General features: G+C 35.5%; 19 protein-coding genes. 15 read left to right on the forward strand and 4 right to left on the reverse strand.

The window, feature by feature from the left end; genetic code table 11:
* Window positions 1–8: 8 nt before the first annotated feature.
* Window positions 9–872 carry a HEPN domain-containing protein gene (locus FFJ24_RS07905; RefSeq protein WP_138820943.1) on the reverse strand — a complete coding sequence of 288 codons (864 nt, stop codon included), beginning with the start codon at window positions 870–872 and terminating at the stop codon, window positions 9–11.
* Between the two features lie 376 nt (window positions 873–1248).
* On the opposite strand from FFJ24_RS07905, the gene FFJ24_RS26755 reads away from it, so the two are divergent.
* The 5 genes from FFJ24_RS26755 (at window position 1249) to FFJ24_RS07930 (ending at window position 4098) form a co-directional block, all read left to right on the forward strand.
* On the forward strand, window positions 1249–1488 hold the full coding sequence (locus tag FFJ24_RS26755; protein WP_168202410.1) for a helix-turn-helix transcriptional regulator: 240 nt from the start codon (window positions 1249–1251) through the stop codon (window positions 1486–1488).
* A 215-nt stretch (window positions 1489–1703) separates the two neighbouring features.
* Entirely contained in the window at window positions 1704–2273 is a 570-nt protein-coding gene (locus FFJ24_RS07915) for a hypothetical protein (RefSeq protein WP_138820945.1), read from the forward strand.
* 106 nt (window positions 2274–2379) lie between these two features.
* Window positions 2380–2727: a hypothetical protein gene (locus FFJ24_RS07920; RefSeq protein ID WP_138820946.1), complete on the forward strand. Its 348-nt coding sequence runs from the start codon at window positions 2380–2382 to the stop codon at window positions 2725–2727.
* Window positions 2728–2895: 168 nt separating this feature from the next.
* Entirely contained in the window at window positions 2896–3603 is a 708-nt protein-coding gene (locus FFJ24_RS07925; protein WP_138820947.1) for a hypothetical protein, read from the forward strand.
* Between the two features lie 237 nt (window positions 3604–3840).
* Window positions 3841–4098: a hypothetical protein gene (locus tag FFJ24_RS07930; RefSeq protein ID WP_138820948.1), complete on the forward strand. Its 258-nt coding sequence runs from the start codon at window positions 3841–3843 to the stop codon at window positions 4096–4098.
* A gap of 59 nt (window positions 4099–4157) precedes the next feature.
* Here the strand turns inward: FFJ24_RS07930 and FFJ24_RS07935 are convergent, their stop codons facing one another.
* Complete coding sequence (locus FFJ24_RS07935) at window positions 4158–4658, reverse strand: hypothetical protein (protein ID WP_168202411.1); 501 nt, start codon at window positions 4656–4658, stop codon at window positions 4158–4160.
* A gap of 882 nt (window positions 4659–5540) precedes the next feature.
* Between FFJ24_RS07935 and FFJ24_RS07940 the strand changes: the two genes are divergently transcribed.
* Genes FFJ24_RS07940 through FFJ24_RS07955 form a run of 4 tightly spaced genes read left to right on the forward strand, consistent with a single transcriptional unit; the run spans window position 5541 to window position 13063 of the window.
* Window positions 5541–6683, forward strand: a complete 1143-nt coding sequence (locus FFJ24_RS07940; protein WP_138820950.1) for a DNA cytosine methyltransferase — start codon at window positions 5541–5543, stop codon at window positions 6681–6683.
* Entirely contained in the window at window positions 6650–9634 is a 2985-nt protein-coding gene (locus FFJ24_RS07945) for an ATP-binding protein (RefSeq protein WP_138820951.1), read from the forward strand. Before FFJ24_RS07940 ends, FFJ24_RS07945 begins: the two co-directional genes overlap by 34 nt.
* Window positions 9635–11266 carry a response regulator receiver domain gene (locus FFJ24_RS07950; protein ID WP_138820952.1) on the forward strand — a complete coding sequence of 544 codons (1632 nt, stop codon included), beginning with the start codon at window positions 9635–9637 and terminating at the stop codon, window positions 11264–11266.
* Between the two features lie 3 nt (window positions 11267–11269).
* Window positions 11270–13063 (forward strand): ATP-dependent endonuclease, encoded by a 1794-nt coding sequence (locus FFJ24_RS07955; RefSeq protein ID WP_138820953.1) that lies wholly within the window; start codon window positions 11270–11272, stop codon window positions 13061–13063.
* A gap of 403 nt (window positions 13064–13466) precedes the next feature.
* On the opposite strand, the gene FFJ24_RS07960 is transcribed toward FFJ24_RS07955, so the two are convergent.
* Window positions 13467–13826 (reverse strand): hypothetical protein, encoded by a 360-nt coding sequence (locus FFJ24_RS07960; RefSeq protein ID WP_138820954.1) that lies wholly within the window; start codon window positions 13824–13826, stop codon window positions 13467–13469.
* A gap of 87 nt (window positions 13827–13913) precedes the next feature.
* Window positions 13914–14294, reverse strand: a complete 381-nt coding sequence (locus FFJ24_RS07965; protein WP_138820955.1) for a hypothetical protein — start codon at window positions 14292–14294, stop codon at window positions 13914–13916.
* Window positions 14295–14976: 682 nt separating this feature from the next.
* Between FFJ24_RS07965 and FFJ24_RS07970 the strand changes: the two genes are divergently transcribed.
* From FFJ24_RS07970 to FFJ24_RS07995, 6 genes are all read left to right on the forward strand, one after another.
* The gene (locus tag FFJ24_RS07970; RefSeq protein ID WP_138820956.1) at window positions 14977–15987 is read left to right on the forward strand and encodes a hypothetical protein; all 1011 of its coding nucleotides are present in this window, start codon (window positions 14977–14979) and stop codon (window positions 15985–15987) included.
* 89 nt (window positions 15988–16076) lie between these two features.
* Entirely contained in the window at window positions 16077–16406 is a 330-nt protein-coding gene (locus FFJ24_RS07975; RefSeq protein ID WP_138820957.1) for a helix-turn-helix domain-containing protein, read from the forward strand.
* Window positions 16407–16819: 413 nt separating this feature from the next.
* Window positions 16820–17077, forward strand: a complete 258-nt coding sequence (locus tag FFJ24_RS07980; protein ID WP_371716997.1) for a helix-turn-helix domain-containing protein — start codon at window positions 16820–16822, stop codon at window positions 17075–17077.
* A gap of 1 nt (window position 17078) precedes the next feature.
* The gene (locus tag FFJ24_RS07985; RefSeq protein WP_138820959.1) at window positions 17079–17390 is read left to right on the forward strand and encodes a hypothetical protein; all 312 of its coding nucleotides are present in this window, start codon (window positions 17079–17081) and stop codon (window positions 17388–17390) included.
* 11 nt (window positions 17391–17401) lie between these two features.
* On the forward strand, window positions 17402–17950 hold the full coding sequence (locus FFJ24_RS07990; RefSeq protein WP_138820960.1) for a BfmA/BtgA family mobilization protein: 549 nt from the start codon (window positions 17402–17404) through the stop codon (window positions 17948–17950).
* A gap of 3 nt (window positions 17951–17953) precedes the next feature.
* Window positions 17954–18937, forward strand: a complete 984-nt coding sequence (locus tag FFJ24_RS07995) for a DUF5712 family protein (protein WP_138820961.1) — start codon at window positions 17954–17956, stop codon at window positions 18935–18937.
* Window positions 18938–18966 lie beyond the last annotated feature (29 nt).

Below are 18966 nucleotides of genomic sequence, written 5' to 3' on the forward strand. Positions count from 1 at the left end.
AGCGTTTTTTAAGACTGCATAGAGTCTGATGCCGATTTGGCCAGCAGTGCTATCTTTTCATTGCACATCTGCTTTGCCAGCAAAAGAAAAGATGCGACCCGTTGATAAAGACGCTCCGCATCCTGCCTGGAAACCGTAAAATCATCTTTATAACGTGAACCAGAATAACTTTTTGCCATGATAGCAAATAAGCGCTCATCTTCGGGAGTGGACAGAAAAAGTTGAAAAGGCTTTTCAGAAAAGCAAGTACACAAACGGAGCAGGCGGTAAATGTTATGGAACTCAGAACGGTAGGCAATATGAACCCTCACCATGCAGATACAAGCCTGTTCTACAGCCTGATGGAGCATAAAGGCACAAATTCCGAACTGTTCGTTCTCCAGACATTCGGACGCGCACATCAAGAAACCATCCGCCAGCGGTATGCGATATTCATAATGTCTGAGTGCCTTAATTGCACCCTTAGCAGGAATATAAGGAGGGAGCACGTCGCCATCTAATAGTCCGTCCTTACTGTAGAGTAGTTTTCCATAGGTAAGCACGCTGATAAAAAAGCGGCTGTTTTGCTGTACGGCGTCCATAACGGATTGCCTGCCATGGGAGATCACCGTAATTGTTCCATGCTGATAATAGCTGTTGGCGAAATCCTGCATTTCATAATCTATTCGGGTTGCCGTTTCGCTAATTGCCAACAGGCAATAGTCACATTTAAAATATACCTGATTGTCGTTAAAGCAACCTTGGGAATGGTGTGTATAACTGTTCTGCGAAAAGCTGAAGATCTGGAGTGGTTCGAACTTTTGGGCGAGCCGATGGATCAACGCCCTGAAATGGACAGCGGGATTGGCTTCTGGTGATAATTGTGGTTCCATATTGATCTCATTTAAGTTTTAACATTAAATAAGCCTCAACAAGTGGATGCCATCATTACAATAGGGTTGGCAACCCACTTAGTCTAATGTAACTTGGCTCTGACAAAGCCACCCTTCCTTTCAGAAGGGCTCCCACAAAAGACATAAGCGAGCACCAACCCTATAGCAAATATAGGGTTTTGGTTGCTCAACTTACTCTCGCGGGAATAAACTGTCAGATTTAGTTGCGAGGCTTGTTAGCAATTCCTTTACCGATGATAGAACTGCAATTTTATTTTTTGTTCTTTTATTTTTTCATAAAGCTAATTTAAAGAAGATTATTTTTAATAGCAAATTTGCTATTAATTATTTTGTTTTATAGGTGTCTATTTGTTTTGTGAAGTATCTAAAAGACGAAGATTTTATTAAGAAATTCGGCCAAAAGCTAAAACAGGTGCGAGAGAGCAAAGGTCTTTCCCAAGAGCAGCTATCATTACTAACTGAAGTATCGCAAAGCCAGATTGCCAGAACGGAACTAGGGCAGGTAAACACGAGCATTAGCCATGTTTCGATCTATGCCAAGTACTTAAAAGTTGACGCAATGAATTTGTTTGATTTTTCTGATTTAGTTAAGTAATCAAATTTTATTCAATACTTGTGAGTTATTCATTTTTAAATCCAAGTATCAGTAATCCTTGATACGATATTTAAAAATTTTAAATTGACGTTTTAATCTTCCGCATTGCTAAAACATGTTTTCATAATGGATAACATTGAAAGAATGATTTATCTTTATGCTCTAAAAAAGAAGACTTGGACGGTTCAAACATTGCATTAACCAGAACTTAAATAATGAATATAGAAATTTTAGATAGCCTAATTAGTGAAGGAGAAAGTTTATTTACGACCATTACATTTGTTCCAGCTGGCGCAAATGTAATACGTACATTCTCGGTTTATAAAAGTTCCGAACAAGACCGTTACCAGAATTGGAAATCAGCAGCGCAGAGATTTGTCAAAACTTTTCATCCAAGCGATCTAGATGATATAAAAAAGGCCTCTGAAAAAATAAGCCCCGATAATCACAGGGTGATTTTAGGTGTCTTAAAAGCTATCAAGTTATTGCCAGATGAACCAGCTACATCGATAGATGATAAAAGAAGTGCGACGAATAACATAAATATAACAAACACTCAAAACGTTTCTCAGCAGCTTTCAATAAACCTATTTCTTGATGCTGTTAAAGAGGAAATCACTGGAAAGCAATTAAGGGAGATAAAAGAAATTTTAAAAGCCTTTGAAGAACCTGAGGAAAAAAGAAGCAGGATACTTGAGAAGATAAAAGGATTTGGTGGTGATGTGTTATCAAATATTGTTGCAAATATATTGACGAACCCAACAATCTACAATGGACTTTTTTAATAGTGGCTCAAAATAATTCGAGCAGTATCGAAATATTCATAAGTCTTATCTTGAACTGTATTTTCGCATTGATAATGAAACTGCAAAGCTTAAGATGTTAAAGCGCATGATATTTTTAAATTGGTACGCTCTGGTCAAGCCGAGTTGTTATACAGGAATTGAAGATCTTGACAATGTAACCTTATCTGAATCGTATTCCATTCTAGATCAATATTTAATCGATGGAAAAATCGATAAGGAATTTAAGTGGATGTTGTCTTTTTATTCCAGTTGGGATTACACGATACTTCCATTTTCAGAAAATAAGCTTGAAGCCTTAACTGCATTTGTAAAACGTGTAGATACTTCCATTTCAAGCTGTCCTAAAAATCAGTTGCCAAAAGGCGTAATGGATAACAGGGGACAAATGGGAATTTACTGGATAAGTATGTCAGTTGAAAAGAAGATGATGTAAGCACCCAAAGCAAAAAGATATACGAGTCCTTATGCTTAGCTATAAATTAATATATTAGCAATACAAAACCAGCAAATTTATGGCTCGAATACCACTGCTTACAGCTGCATTGGAGAATGTTTATGCCTGGTATATATAAGTTACTGGTAAGCTTAAGAGGACAATACAGTGGACAACAAAATTGAAACATATTCGACACTTTGGAGTTTGGTTGACCTCGACCAGACAGATCACAAACTGAAGGAAATCGCGGTCCTCTTCTTAAATGCAATGAACGACTGGCCGACACAAGGCCAGCACAAAATTGCAGACTTTGACAAAGAACTCAAAGAATATTTCGGCTCACCATTGACAATTGAGAAAATACAACTAAAGAAGTTTAACGGGAAAAATGCTTGGCAGGTTGAAGCGGGCAGTTCAATAGTTGAAGTTATTGACACTTCGGCAAGATTTTGCAATGAAAGCAACTTTGATAACATATTAAAAAATATTCTTGATTTCTATGAACAGGAATTTAAGAAGACTGACTTTATTGCACAACTGAAATATAGGACAACAGAACAAGGCGGTAGACAGACTCCAGCTAAAAGCGGTTACAGACCACAAATAAAGTTTGACTTCATAGAAATGCAGACATCAGGACAACAAACTTTTATTGACAAGGAAACTGTTTTTCCTGGTGACACAGTTAACGCAAAAATTAAAATATTATCACCAGACTATTTTTCGGGTTGTCTGACAGAAGGAATGGAGTTTGAATTTAGAGAAGGTGAGACAGTTATTGGGGCTGGAGAAATAAAATATATCGTAAATGACAAACTTGAAAAGCCAACCGGTAACAGCACCTACCCAGATGGCGGGGTTTCGTGTTCCTAAGACAGTAATGATGAAAAAATCAGTACTAAATCATAAATTGCTTTCAATTAACCACGCTTTGTCAGAGCCTGTATGAACAGAAATTATATGTTATTTAAGTATAAATCAGCTAAACATTTCATAATGCTGTTTTTTGCATTCTGCTTTATTTCATGTGCTACGATTTTCGAAGACAGTCCTCTTATGCTCTTGAAAGAGGCTTATAATCATAAGAAGACAAAAAAAGCTATGGTGTTTATGAACGATGGGAACGCAACAACTGATAATTCGTTACATGTAATTCTGGAAAATGCAGATTTTGAATTAACCGAGGCGGAGTCAGGAAATGTTTTTATCGTAGATTCTGATCATAACGCTGCAAAACTGGATTCAAATGCGATGAACTTAATCTGGTTAAGTGAAAAAACTTTGGAAATCTCATTCGATTCAAAATTGAGGACATTTAAAAAAGCTGATGAAATAGATGGAGTGAAGATTGTATATAAAGAACGATAGAAATAACGATATGAAATGGTAAAAGGAATTGAGCTGATGGTCTTGCATCAGTGTCTGGATCAGATCCAGTGTCCCTGGTGTAACTGTTTCTTTGTGTAACATCTGAGTTTTTCTTGGCTCAACTGAAAATATTTACAAACGGCCTCCATGGTCATATCAGAAAGATAGGTGATGTCTTCTTTGATGGCTCGGATTACGTTTTCTCTACCATAAAACCTGATCATCTCTTCCCAATCCATTGTAGTGCCTTTATCAAGCACACGTTCGATAACGGTTTTATAACTCCTGCTCCAGTCCAGTTTATCAAAATCAAAGTCCCAGAATAGTGACTTTGAAAGGTTGGGTCTTCTGACCTTTTGTATCAGTGGCTGTCTTTCAATTTTGATTTCATCGTTTTCAAACGGAATCTTCTTTTTCGAAAGATAGTTGTTCAATGTATGATAGTTGTAGCCTGGGTAGCTGTCGCAAAATCCCTTCAAACTTGAAAACACATCGATATCTGTACTGGCAAATCTTTTCCAATGCACGACTATAACTCTTTTGTTTAATTCCCTTGACATCACAAAAATCTAATCAAAACAGAAATAAATGGTTTGGTCTGTTTTTCCTTTTTAAGTTTATCGGACATTTACCGATGATGGTATTTTGTCGATTTTTTATCTCCTTGTCTAATCAAAATTCCTTTCTCTACCAATTAATAGCATAACGGTAGTTGCAAAAGTATGATGAATATCTTTATATAAGCTATTAATTTTGTAACACGCTGTACATTAATAGATTATATGCTATTCGGTGAGTCAATTTTAACCGTTTTGCCTTACTCACCGAATCACTCACCAAAGTTTTGTGAATTCGTGCGATTTTTGGCAATTCCCTAAAAGCAAAAACCCTGCTAATCGTGCGATTGCAGGGTTTTATACGTTTTGATAGTCTTTGGTGTGATCCCGCTGGGATTGGCTCAGCCCCACAAAACCCCGAACCCGGCCCTGAGCCTTTTACAAATCGAACCCAGGCCCGCACTTCTGTTCGAATCCCAAACGGGAATAAAACAAAAAAACCTCACATTTCTGTGAGGTTTCTTGTGATCCCGCTGGGATTTGCACCTGGTGCTAAAATCAGCGTTTAAATAGTATTTTTGGCAGTTTGGTAATTCCACTCATTGAATTACTCACTATTTTTTTAATACGTTTTAGCTGCAATTGCTATGGGTTAAATATACGGAATTTACAATTAAAATCAAAAGGAACTAGTTCAGGAAGGTAAATCGGAGATCTATATACAACCCAATTTTTACCGTATTAAGAAACGCCGGAGAATTCGCTAAAAAGTTTAAAGGTGTGAAAAATTGTTATTGTCTAAAAAAAATGATAATTTAAATATTATTTCATAATCCACTTAATTCTTTTTAGATTAGACGTATTTTTGTAAGGAAAATTAAACTAATGATGCTCAAAACAGAACTTGGCAAAACAAATATATCGGAGGTTAAAAATCAGGAAATACCAGACACTGATTTATTTGCAGTTGATTTTTTTTGTGGTGCAGGTGGTGTAACTTGTGGTTTTGCAAAAGCTGATATAAAGGTTTTAGGTGGAATTGATATAGATCCCAAATTTAAAGAAACTTACGAAGGAAATAATAAGTCTTTATTTATAAATGAAGATGTATCAAATTTTGCTCCCGAGAAACTAAAGGACTTACTTCCTATTTCAATTAGACAAGATAATTTAATCTTTGTTGGCTGTAGTCCCTGTCAGTATTACTCAAATCTTAAATCAGATAAAGATAAGTCTCATGCGGGAAGGTTATTATTAGATGATTTTAAGGAGTTTGTAATTCATTATAAGCCTGGTTTCGTATTTATTGAAAATGTTCCTGGCTTGGAGACAAAGGTTGGAAGTCCGCTTCACAAGTTCAAATTAGCTTTAAAAAAAATTGGATATACATTTGATCAAAAAGTTCTTAATGCGAAGTTCTTTGGTGTACCCCAGAACCGACGAAGATTTGTTCTTATTGCAACGAGGCTTGTTTCAAAAATTGAGCTACCTAAACAATTAAAAACCAAAGACAAAATTATTACCGTTATGGATGCAATTGGAGATTATAAAAAATTTCCAATGGTGAATGCTGGAAATAAAGATTTTAGTTCATTTCAGCATTCGGTAGCTAATTTATCTGCGCTTAATCTCGAAAGAGTGATAAATACCCCTAAAAATGGAGGTTCGAGGAAAGCGTGGGAAAATAACGACAAACTGCAATTGGAATGCTATAAAAGCCATAATGGCCATTATGATGTTTATGGAAGGCTACACTGGGATAAGCCTTCTCCTACTATAACTACTAGATTCATTTATACTAGCACAGGAAGATACTCACACCCTGAGCAAAATAGAGCTCTCTCTCTACGAGAGGGCGCCACCCTACAATCGTTTCCATTAGATTATTCCTTTAACTCTACATCTCAAGGTGTAATTGCTACTATGATCGGAAATGCAGTACCTCCAAAACTATCACAGGCGATAGGAGAAACTTTAAAATCCCACTGGAATAAATGGCTAACTTCAAAGCAAGAGCAAGGGCATTAGATTTATTAGGTCGACAACAAATCGCCGGAATTCCAACAGCAATCAATGAGTTATTTAAAAATGCTCATGATGCCTATGCAGACAATGTTGATATTGATTATTTAAGGAAAGATAAACTTTTAGTTCTAAGAGATGATGGTCTCGGAATGACAAAGAAGGACTTTGAGTCCAGATGGCTAACACTTGGTACAGAAAGTAAGTTTACCAATCGTAAGATTCCAGCACCTCCTCAAGATCCTGATAAGAAACCCCGACCGATTATGGGAGAAAAGGGGATTGGCAGGTTAGCAATTGCTTCAATTGGCAATCAAGTTTTAGTTTTAACTAAAGCAAAACGCACTAACGAAGATCATAAAATAGTTGCTGCATTTATTAACTGGAGCATATTTGAATTACCTGGATTGGATCTTGATGATGTTATCGTTCCTATTAGAGAATTTGATTCAATGCCCGATTCAGATGATATCAACGAAATGAAAGACGAGTTAATTATATCGCTAAAAGCACTCGTTGATAAAGATGATATTACAGAGGAAGAATCAAAAATTATTTGTGATAATATTAGAAGTTTCGTGGTATCTCCTAAACAGCTAGACCAACATATATTAGGTGACTTCTCATTTGACAACAATTATTTCGGAACACATTTTTACATATCCCCTGTAGACGAAACATTAAACAATGATATAGATGGAGACAAAAGTTCGAGTGATGCGACAAAAATAGAAAAAATGCTTATGGGGTTTACTAATACAATGACCCCTGGGCATCCTAAGCCGGATATTAGTGTAGCCTTTCGCGACTACAGAAGTAATGACGGTACATATTTTAATATTTTAGATAAAGATGAATTTTTTACGGAAGAGGATTTTGAAATTGCTGATCATCACTTTCAAGGAAGATTTGATCTTTATGGACAATTTTCTGGAATGATAAAAATATATCAAGATAAAAGCTTTGATCATAAAATTTCCTGGAACAATAATAATTACCGTGAAACAGATTGCGGGCCATTCTCGATTAACTTAGCATATATACAGGGCAGACTAAAACAATCGATTATTGATTTTGAATCGCACACTAGGATAATTGCCAAAGGTGATAAATATGGTGGACTTTACATCTATAGAGATAATATTAGAATTTTACCGTATGGAAATCAAGATTATGATTTCATAGACATTGAAAAGAACAGAACTAAAAGTGCATCATTTTACTTCTTTAGTTATAGAAGGATGTTTGGAGTAATAGATGTCAGTAAAAAAGAGAATTTCAAACTAAAAGAAAAGGCAGGAAGAGAAGGATTCATTGAAAATAAAGCTTATCGGCAATTACAAGATATTTTAAAAAATTTCTTCCTACAATTGGCCGCTGATTTCTTTAGAGAAGGAAATTCTGGAAGTCCAAAATCAGAGTTTTGGGTTAAAAAAAGATCCGAACGTGAGAATTATTACAAAGCGCTAGAGCGAAGAGACCTCCAAGCAAAAGTGAGAAAGGAAAAATTTCAAATTGCACTTAATGATTTTTTTGACAATTTAAATTCTAAAAAATACAAGAATGAGATTGATGAGATTTTGATGAATTCCGAAAAGCAAATAAGTTCAGTTGCATACATAGAGGATCCAGAAGAGGCTAGTCAAGCATTAATTGCTTATGAAATTTCTGCAAGAAAATCAATCGAGGATTATAAACAAAGAATCAAAGTTTCACAGCCAAAAGGATTTACGATTTCAAAAGAAACTAGAAAAGATTTCGATGCCTATATCACAGAGATTCAAAAGTTAGAATTTGGAATTCTTCAGCAAGCAAATAATAGTATAGACTCGCTGATTGATGATTATACTACCCGACTAAACATAGAAATTAGTAAGCGAAAAAGATTAGAGCAGGCTGTTGATTATATATCTATTGAGGCAAAAAAAACAGCCTCAATGAAGCAAAAGGAAGCTAAAGAAGCAGTTTCAGAAATCACTTCTAGGGTCAAAGATTTAACAAGTGACTTGATGATCGATCTTGATAATCAAATTCGAGATGTCAAGGATCGATTCAAGACACTCAATTTAAAAGAATCAGAAGACTTTGATCTTGTAGAAGAACGTAAATTAATGGAAGCAGATATAGGGCGTGGCAAAGATAGAGTAACTAATGTCCTAGAAAGCATAATACGTCAACTCCAAGGCATTTATTGGGATAAAAATCCTGAAAATGAAATTATTACAAATGATCAAATAGCTGATGCATTGGCGGAAGAGGTTGATGAACTTAGGGAAAGATTACAAACCGACATTGAATTAAGCCAACTGGGATTGGCTGTAGGTGTAATTCATCATGAGTTTAGTAGCACTATTAAATCAATTAGAGGAAGTATAAAAGATTTAGGTGCTTGGGCTGATGTCAACGACAAACTTGATTCCGTATACAAAAACATAAAAATAAATTTCGAACATTTAGATAAGTATCTAAAGCTTTTTACCCCTTTAAATCGGCGATTAAATTATGAAAAAGAAGAAATTCATGCTCATGAAATAAAGACCTTTTTAATAGATCTATTCGGTAGTAGATTAAATAGACATAATGTGCAATTTAAGCACACTAATGGATTTACTAACAAAATAATAGTCGGCCATAAATCAACATTCTTTCCAGTTTTTGTTAATCTAATTGATAATGCTATACACTGGCTAAATCAGATTCAAGGTAGTGAAGATAAACTGATAAGGCTGCACGCTGATGATTCTGGGATTTATATTTCCAATAATGGACCACAAATTCCTTTACAGGATTCAGATAGAATATTTGAATTAGGTTTTACAAGAAAACTGAAAGGACGAGGAATGGGTTTGCATATAAGTAGAGAAGTGCTTGAGGCGGACAATTACAGACTTTTTTTAGATTCGCCTAGATCAGGTGCAAACGTTACATTTAAAATTGAGCCTTTTAATCCCGCATAAATGACGACTCCTTTTTTTGATAGTTCCAAAATCATAGCAAATGATTTTTTACAAAGTATAATTTTTATTGATGACAGAGCCTTCTTAAAAGAACATACTGAAGACTTGAATCAAAAACAACATGATTTCGATAGTTTAAAAATTACTAATGCATTTGCTGAAAAGCAAAAAATATGTGCCGTATATAATCCAAAAACACTAAAAGATATTGATAACCTTGCAATAATTGCAAAAAAAGCCGATATAACAGTTATTGATTGGCAGATTAACCTTGAACCAGTTGCGATAGCAAAAGATAAAGAAGAAGAAGACGCAGACAATGACGATACTAGGGGGCCGCACACCTTGAAAATTATCAAGGAAATTCTTTCTGATCCATTAATGGGTAGAGGAAGTTTAAAGCTAATATTGGTCTATACTGGTGAGATTGATTTGCCTGGTATTACAAAAACTATTTTTGATGAGCTTTCAACACAAAATATACAGGGTTTGAAAGAAGGAGATTGCGAAGTTTTCACAGAAAATATTAAGATTTTAGTTGTAGCTAAACCTGAAATAGATGGGGTTCATGATTCTAAATTTAAATATAATAAAGAACTTCAATCTAAAATTCAACGGTATGAAGATTTGCCTGACTTTATTTTAAATGAGTTTAGTTCAATGACTTCAGGATTACTAAGTAATTTTGTTTTAAGATCCATGACAGTTTTACGAAATAATACTTTTAGATTGATAAAGTTATATAATAAAGAGCTTGATGCTGCCTTTATTACTCATAGGATAATGCTTCCAAATCAAGATGATTCAGTAAGTTTATTGATTGAAATGCTATCCAATTCAATTGAAGCATTATTAAATTATAATCAAACAAATAATAGCATTAGTAAGGAAGATATTGGAAATTGGATTGAAACTCGTGAATTTGGTGAGAAGATTTTAATTGCCAATAGGGAATTTGTGGTAGATAAAGATTTTGTAAGAGATTGTTTAAATGATAGTTTCATTTCTTCAATTAAAAAAAGATGGGGAGACGAAATATCTGGAAAAAAAGAAATTGAGATAAAAAAAGATTACGAAAAGCTCTTTAAAAATTTCCCTTATCTGTTTCGATCCGATGGTGATACTTCAAATATTAATGAATTTTTTTCAATTTTATCGCATCATAAAAGTCATCTAAAACAGCCATCAGCAATTCCATTTCTTTCTTTGGGAAGTATTATAAAACAAATTAATACTGAACGATATTTTGTTTGTCTTCAGGCTAAGTGTGATAGTGTAAGAATAAGCGAGCCAAGAAAATTTATGTTTTTACCTTTGGAATTAGTAAAAGAGGGTCAATCATTTAACATAGTAGTTGATGAGAATGATACACTTTTCAAGTTAAAGCTTATCAAAAGTTCATATGATATTCGGACAATAATTTTTAAGCCTACACAAGAAAACTCAACAATTGTAGGGGTTCTGGAGGATCCTGATTATATTTTTATATCTACTCATGGAGAAAAATATAAATGGGTATCTGATCTTAAAGATGCACACGCGCAAAGAATTGCTAACAATTATGCTGCTCAGGTATCAAGAGTTGGATTAGATGAATCGGAATGGCTAAGAAGATGGTCTAATAATAATTAATATATGCTAACGTCTCTCGATTTATTATTGAAAAATATTAGAAGTGCAAAATCTGCAAATACTTTTAATAAATACATAGATTTTATTCAATTCCCATTCTATAGAAATTTAGAAATTAATACCCGTATAAATTTTATGTTTCCTTTGACTGTTTTTATAGGTCAAAATGGCTGCGGTAAAAGCTCGGCATTACATGCTTTATATGGATCTGTTCTTAATAAAACTCCGTCTGAGTTTTGGTTTGACACCAAACTCGATCCTATTAAATATTATGATGACGCTAAGCGGAGGCACTCGTTTTGGTATTCATTTAGAGAAAGTAATCAAGAAAAACAAGTTGTTAAAGCGAGAATAAAAAGAAAAGACGATCCAAATTATTGGGAGACAAGCAGACCTTTAGTTTGGGCTGGAATGGATAAAAAAATGTCACGAAATAAGCCTCTTCTGAAAGACGTTTTGTATCTCGACTTTAGAGGGGAGTTAAGTGCTTTTGATAAATTCTTTTATTTTGGTAATACTAAAGGTAGTAAGGCTAAAAATAAACAAGAATTTATCAGAACAAAATCTGTATCACTTAATAATATCTTTGAAGGAAATAAATTGCTTATAAGTTCTAGCAAAAGGGCACTCAATGATCCAATGGAAATTCTGACATCTGATGAGTTGGAAAGTATTTCATATATTCTTGGGAGAAACTATAAATCTGGAAAGTCAGTAAAACATTCAATTTTTAGAAATGAGGGATATTCAGTTCTATTTGAAACAGAGTATGCATTATATTCTGAAGCTTTTGCAGGAAGTGGTGAAATGGCCGTTGTACGCTTAGTTCAAGAAGTTTTAAAGGCAAATGATTATTCATTAATTTTATTGGATGAGCCAGAAGTTTCACTTCATCCAGGTGCACAAGAAAGGTTGAAGATATTTTTACTAAATCAAATTTTAATAAAAAAGCACCAAATTATTATAACAAGTCATTCACCTTCTATTGCTCGAGCATTGCCGGCTGAATCATTAAAAGTTTTCTATCAAAACCCCCAAAATGGCAGATTTTTAGTTACTGAAAATCTATTGCCTGAGGAAGCATTTTTTCACATTGAATTTCCAATTGAGGTACCCAAGAATATAATAGTTGAAGATAGATTAGCAAAAGATATCATAGATTCTATGATTAAAAGTCTTGGACAAGCCACAGCAAATCTTTTTAACGTTAAATTTAATCCAGGCGGAGAGTCAGTAATCAAGAAAGAATTTATAAGCGTTTTTTGCAGAACACCCAATTCTAAAGATTATGTAATTTTTGACGGAGATCAAAAGATTAATGACGTCCATTATGATTGGAAGAGTTTTCCGGTAGATTCCATTACTGAACCGTTCTTGAGGCAAAAAATTAAAGAACAAACTAATGAAGAAATAAAGTTTTCTGTTGATGGCGGAAATGGCGTAAGTAATAAGGAACAAAAAATTGAGCTTTTGAAGCAATATCTCGATTATTACAATAAAAATGTTTTTTACTTACCTGGAAAAATTCCCGAAGACATTATTTGGGATTCTGAAAAGGCATCTCAATTGATAGGAATTTCTATAGTTGATCCAGAAGAGTTAAAAATTCTAGAAATTGAATTGGGCCAATTAAATTCTGCCAAATTAAAATTTGCTAAAGTTGCTGATATTGTAATGGGAAATTCTAGCAATGAATCAATCACAAGTATTCATAAAATTTTTATTCAGGCTTGGATTTTAAAAGAAAATTCCGAATTCCGTGAACTGAAGAATATTATCTTACAAATTAAGAAATAAGCAATACGATTTTTTCTTCTTCTATTTGATAGGTAGGCTCGTTGAATGTACTCAATCTTTACCAACCTATCATATTTCGCCATCTTTCGAAATAAGACGAAGTTTAGGGATAACATACTATTGTTTCTTTGCCTTCTAATGCCTATGTGATGAGTAAATATACCTATCTCTTTTTCAAGTTCCTTATATAGTATTTCAAAAGCCTTCGTTACAAGGTTTGCATAGCAGTTTGTATGACGAAAGACTACCTCCTAAGAAGTTATGTGTAATATGTCTTTAGATGAGTTTTCAAGATTTTATGTTTTATTACAACTGTAATTCTGACATGAGATTAATAATGCTAAAAAAAATATTTTAATAAACTGGGTGCGAAACGCACCCAGCTCTATTTCTACTTTGCTAACTATAAAGATTGCTTTTTGGAAATGGTGGCAACCCTAAGTAGTTCAGCTAAATCTGGATTGTCATCATTCCAAATCGGTGCGTCTGAATTCCAGTATAAATTATGTAATACATTGTCTAAACTAGTCAACCCCTTTGAATACGTGCCTTTTCTAGTGTTAAGAGCAACACGTTCGCCTTTTTTAACCAACAATTTAGGAAATCTAAAATAATGTCTCATTATGTTCGAAGTTTTTCCATTATTAAATGTGGTATCTAAAATTGCGTAATCGAACAGGTTGATATCGGCTGTAGCTTTAAGCATTACATATTCATTTTTGGCATCGCCATGTTTTTTTATTGATAGTATTTCTAAACTCATTTTTTTATTTTATAATTAATAATAATTTAAATGCCGTTAGGCATTATAATAGGCAGATAAGAACTTATCTGCCTAAATCTTCTGCTCTTAATTTAAAGCTGGTAACAGCCTCATATTTTTAGCTTCTTCAACTTGATGTGGCTTAGGTTTGGATGTAGAACCTTGCCAGCCCATAAAAACTGTCACCATAAAACGAAGGATATTTTCTTTACCGGCAATCTGTTTGAACTCCTTTATAGCTTCATCAGCAGAGCCAAAAGCTTTAATCCAAGTAGTTTCTGGCAAATAGCAGAATACAGGTTTTCTAGTGCCAATTTCGTAGGCAGGTACTACGCTGTGCCAGTCATTATCTAAAAGGTCAGCAATTATTTGTTCGTGGTTGTCACGAACATCGTATGTGATTAAGTAATTTATTTTCATTCTTATTTTAAAAATTGTTTTTAGTTTAAATGCCTCAATACGAGACATGCTGATCCATATATCATCACAAATGATTAATATTTAAATATTTATAATAATATATTTGGATATTTAAAATAAGTGTTTACTTTTGCAGACCGCTTGGGAAGAGGTGTGCAATAAAAAACAACTTATAGTCATAAGTTAGGGTATACCAGCCCACAAGAAATTTGGTAATCAGTTTGGTTTAAACCATGCTCAATTCGAGGATGGCAATAAATAAATACTTCAAAACCTGACAAGGTAACCCAAAAAAATATCAGTTTTTTCTATCGCTTTGATAATCAGGTTAATAAATTTAAAAATATTAAAGCTGAAGATTGCTAATGAAAATTAAACTTGTTTCTTTTCGTCCAATTTAAACTGTTTTTGCATGTAACATTGCAGTAGCCTTGGTCGCTTCGTCCAGTAAAGGTTTGTGACAAAATCCCCAAGTCCTGTTGGTATTAGTTTATATTTTTCTTGCCCAGTATTCTGACTGGCAGGCATGTAAAAAAGATGTTGTATAAAACGAATTACGATTCCATCAGTATCTTCAATCCGATTTAGTACATCATTAGCAACAACTGTTCATCGCTCTGTAGATTAGATAGAATTAAAATCAATACCCAGCAGTTATACATCATATCTATTTGCGTGAAACTTACAGGATAAATTTTTCTATTTTAGTATTGAAATAATTATCTAAAAAATGACGGGCTTAATTCAATTTTTAACTAAAATACAAACTTTTGAACTCCGCATCATTGCTAAGGCTGAATTGAAAAGCCCAATAAAACAAGATGGAAATAAGCCAGCTTATAGCCTTGGCCACGAAACCCACTATTATGATTCTTTTACTTATAAAAGTGAAATCAGGGTATTAAAAGACATGGCGTTAATTGATCTGGTGTCACTTAGCGACACCAGTTTAAAAAGAGAACTGGAACAGCTCAAAAAATTAAAGGATAGGTTTAAACTGATATGGGCAAATTTCCATGAGCATTATAATGAGTTTAAAGATGAATATCCCCGAAACTTCATATTTTCGATCCAACTCCAATATTTGTTCATTGTTAACAACCTGCAATCAGACTACAAGGATATTTATATAGGTGATGAGTTTGTGGAAAGTTTGCTTGATACCTTGAAGATCAGGGACAAGTTTTTAAGTGAGCTGGTCAACGAAATCGATGAAATTATAAATCCCCATGAAACGTTCGAGGAATGGATGGCTAAACAGGAAAGCCCGCAACAAACTGAAGATGTCGCCCTCGAGCAGCCCACAAAAATCCCATATAATCCCGAAGCGGGTCGGCCAAAATTCAATCATCAGTTTACAGGTGATTTTCTGAAACTGCTAATGACTTATTTTTCAGAAGAACATTTTGTACAGCTTACTGCGCTTATAAAATTGGATGAACAGCCTATAACCCAACTGATTTTTAATGGTAGAGGCAACCAACTTGCCGATGCTTTTAAGCAACTCTATGAAGCGAACCTGATTGTTGGATGTAATAAAGCAGAGCTTGAAAAATGGGTTCTAAAGCACTTTTTATATAGCATCAGAGATAAAGTAAACGAATATACAGAGGGCTGGCTAAGTGCGGTCATATCTTCTGATACCAAGGTTTGTAAATCACCGATTTTAGAGGTAAGGATAAAAGACAAAGTTCCTTTTCTGGTTCCAACACTCCGAAACAAAAAAAACAGTAAATATTAGTAGGGAAACGGTAAGGATGGGGTTTAACGTGTTGTAACCCTACAAAACAAGCGACTAACATTGCGGTATCAAAACAAAAAATACCGCTTATGAAGTACACATTTGAAGAACTACCGCAGGCCATTAGCGTACTGCACGAAAAGGTAGATTGTATTAAAGACCTGTTGCTGGAAAACAGGTCGCACAATTCCCAACGTCCCCGAGACGATTTATTGACCATTGGGCAGGCTGCCGAATTTCTAAGCCTGTCTGTACCCACGCTTTACACCAAAGTGAGCCGGAAGGAAATCCCCGTGAACAAGCGGGGCAAAAGACTTTATTTCTCCACGGTGGAACTATCCGAATGGGTAAGATCGGGAAGAAAGAAAACCACTGAAGAAATCTATTCCCCAACGAACGGTATACCACCACCAACATAACTACATATCCCTATAGCCAAGCAGATACTTCCCTATAGCAATATAGATATATATTCACATACAATGGTTTATGTGTAACAAAAACCACTGGCACAGCAGGCTAATTCGAGGCAGCCCAGAGGATTGTGGAGCTTTCAAGGATGCTGTGAACGGCGGTAGAAAGGCGATTCAGGCAGTCAGTCCCCTTTTCAGGGGCTGAGCAAGCGGAAGTTGGGCAGAGCCCTACTTGCTTGCCCTTACGCTATCGCTACAGGGGTTTCAAGTAGCCTCCGGGGCTACTTTGAGGCTTTGCAAGCCTTTTAGGAACCATAAACGGTATACTTTCAGGTATACCAATTAGCTAAACTAGCAGGTAAACAGTTAGCCAGCTAATTAGCAAATTAAAATATTAGAGAGGAGCGCAATTTATGAAAATGGACATCATCACAATGGAAGACCTCCGCCAGTTCAAAACAGAACTGTTGCAGGAAATGAAAGGCATCATCGGTCAAGGGACGGAAAGCCAGCAAATCGGGGAATGGCTAAGGAGCGCACAGGTGCGCAAAATGCTGAACATATCAGCAGGCACTTTACAGAACCTCCGCATCAACGGGACATTGCCATACCGCAAAATTGGGGGTACAATGTACTACAGCAGGGTACAAATAGAAAAAATGCTGAAAGGAGAATAACATGAAGAACTATCTGAATATACAACAACACGCCATGAGCGGGTATTTTGAACGGGTGGCAATGGAAAGCCGATTTTATGCGACCCACATCAGCCTGCTGATGGCATTGTTCTACTACAGTGACAGCGATGCACCGGAAAAGCCTTTTCAGGTCAGCAGGCCAAAGCTGATGCGGTTCTCCCGTATCAGATCTATCGCCACCTACCATAAGAACATCAAAGACCTTGTAGAATTTGGCTACATAGAATATAATCCCTCATGGCACCCGCAAAGAGGTACACAAATAAGGTTTATTATACCAAACCATCCTTAAACATTCAGGATATGGAGGATATTAATACAAAATCGGTGCGCTACCCTGTAGCCACCGATATCAAACTGGAAAAGATCGCCCTCAAGCTGGGCAGGACAAAAAAGACGACCGTCATACAAATGGTAGAATATTTCTACCGGAGCAAGAAAGATCCCTTAGACCTGAATGACGAATTGCTTAAAAAAGAGCTGGTCAACGGAAACAACCGGATTATTGGCTTTTTTAAAACGCAGGAAAAAGATTTCCTGTTGCCCATCTTCAGCGATTCGGGTACACTGGTCACCATAGCAAAACAACACACACTGTACATTAAGGATATAGGCAAGTATATGGCGCAGGATCTTGAAAATACGAAAAAGCTTGCAGAGGGTATAACTTCACTTCAACGTGGTATTGCCAGAACACAGACCCATCTGGAAGACAAAGCGTTGTTGAAATTACGATTTAGCAAGATCCTCGAATATTACATCACACAAAGGGAATCGCTGGGCTGGACTACGGCCAACGTTAAAAAAGAGGAACTGCAAACCCATGTCAGGCAATCACTGGAAAATCTATAGCTTATGTTTATCAACATCACCACATCAGAAACGGGAGACAATAAGGGCAGTAGCGGTGCGCTGGTTAATTACCTTGAAAAAGAGAACCAGATGCAGATTGAAAAAGGCAGAGGTCTGGAACAGGAAAATTGGTTTAACGGCACAGGTAACGAAATCCGCAGGCAGGAAGTCAGGATGAAGATAGACGGCAACATTGCCAAACTTGGACGCAGCGACAGTAAATTTTTTCTAATCAACATCAGTCCGAGCCAAAAAGAACTGGCGCACCTCTATGAGAAATACGGCAAGGAAGGTACAAAGGAAAAACTAAAGGAATTTGCGGTAAAGGTAATGGATGAGTACGCAAAGAACTTTAAAAGACCAGGCATTAACAGCCATAAAGATTTGCTCTGGTACGGCAAGCACGAAAACTACCGTTATTACAAACATACAGATAAGGAAGTAAAGGACGGGACAAGGAAAAAAGGCGAGCGCAAAGATGGAAGACAGGATCATATCCAGATCATCGTCAGCAGGAAGGACATTACGAATAGGATTAAGCTTAGCCCCCAAAATACCTCAAAGGGAAAGAACAAGGAGCATTCTGCTAAGCTTGGGGAATTTAACCGTACAGCTTTCAAACAGTCGGGCGAAAAGCTTTTTGATACGGTTTTTGACTTTAATCGTGCGCTGAAAGAAACTATTGACTATGCCAATATTATGAAGAATGGGACAAGCGAACAAAAAATGCAGATGCAGATTTTAGATGACATTCAAAACGAGCAGCCTAAAGCCGCTCAAATAGCTAAAGAATTAAGTAAGAGAATTTCAGAAGGTCTGTTTGAAAATATCGGAGAAATGATAACTTCTACGGGCAAAGTAGGAGCTGATTTTTTAAGTATTCTTATGGAACCTGTCTACGTTGCGCCACAATCAGCAACTATAGATACAAGAAAAAAGAAGAAAAAGAAAAAAGGTATGGATCAAAGTCAGGGTATGGGACGATAAAATCAATTAGTACATTTTAATTTTTACAT

It is taken from the genome of Pedobacter sp. KBS0701 (assembly GCF_005938645.2).
Taxonomy (GTDB): domain Bacteria; phylum Bacteroidota; class Bacteroidia; order Sphingobacteriales; family Sphingobacteriaceae; genus Pedobacter.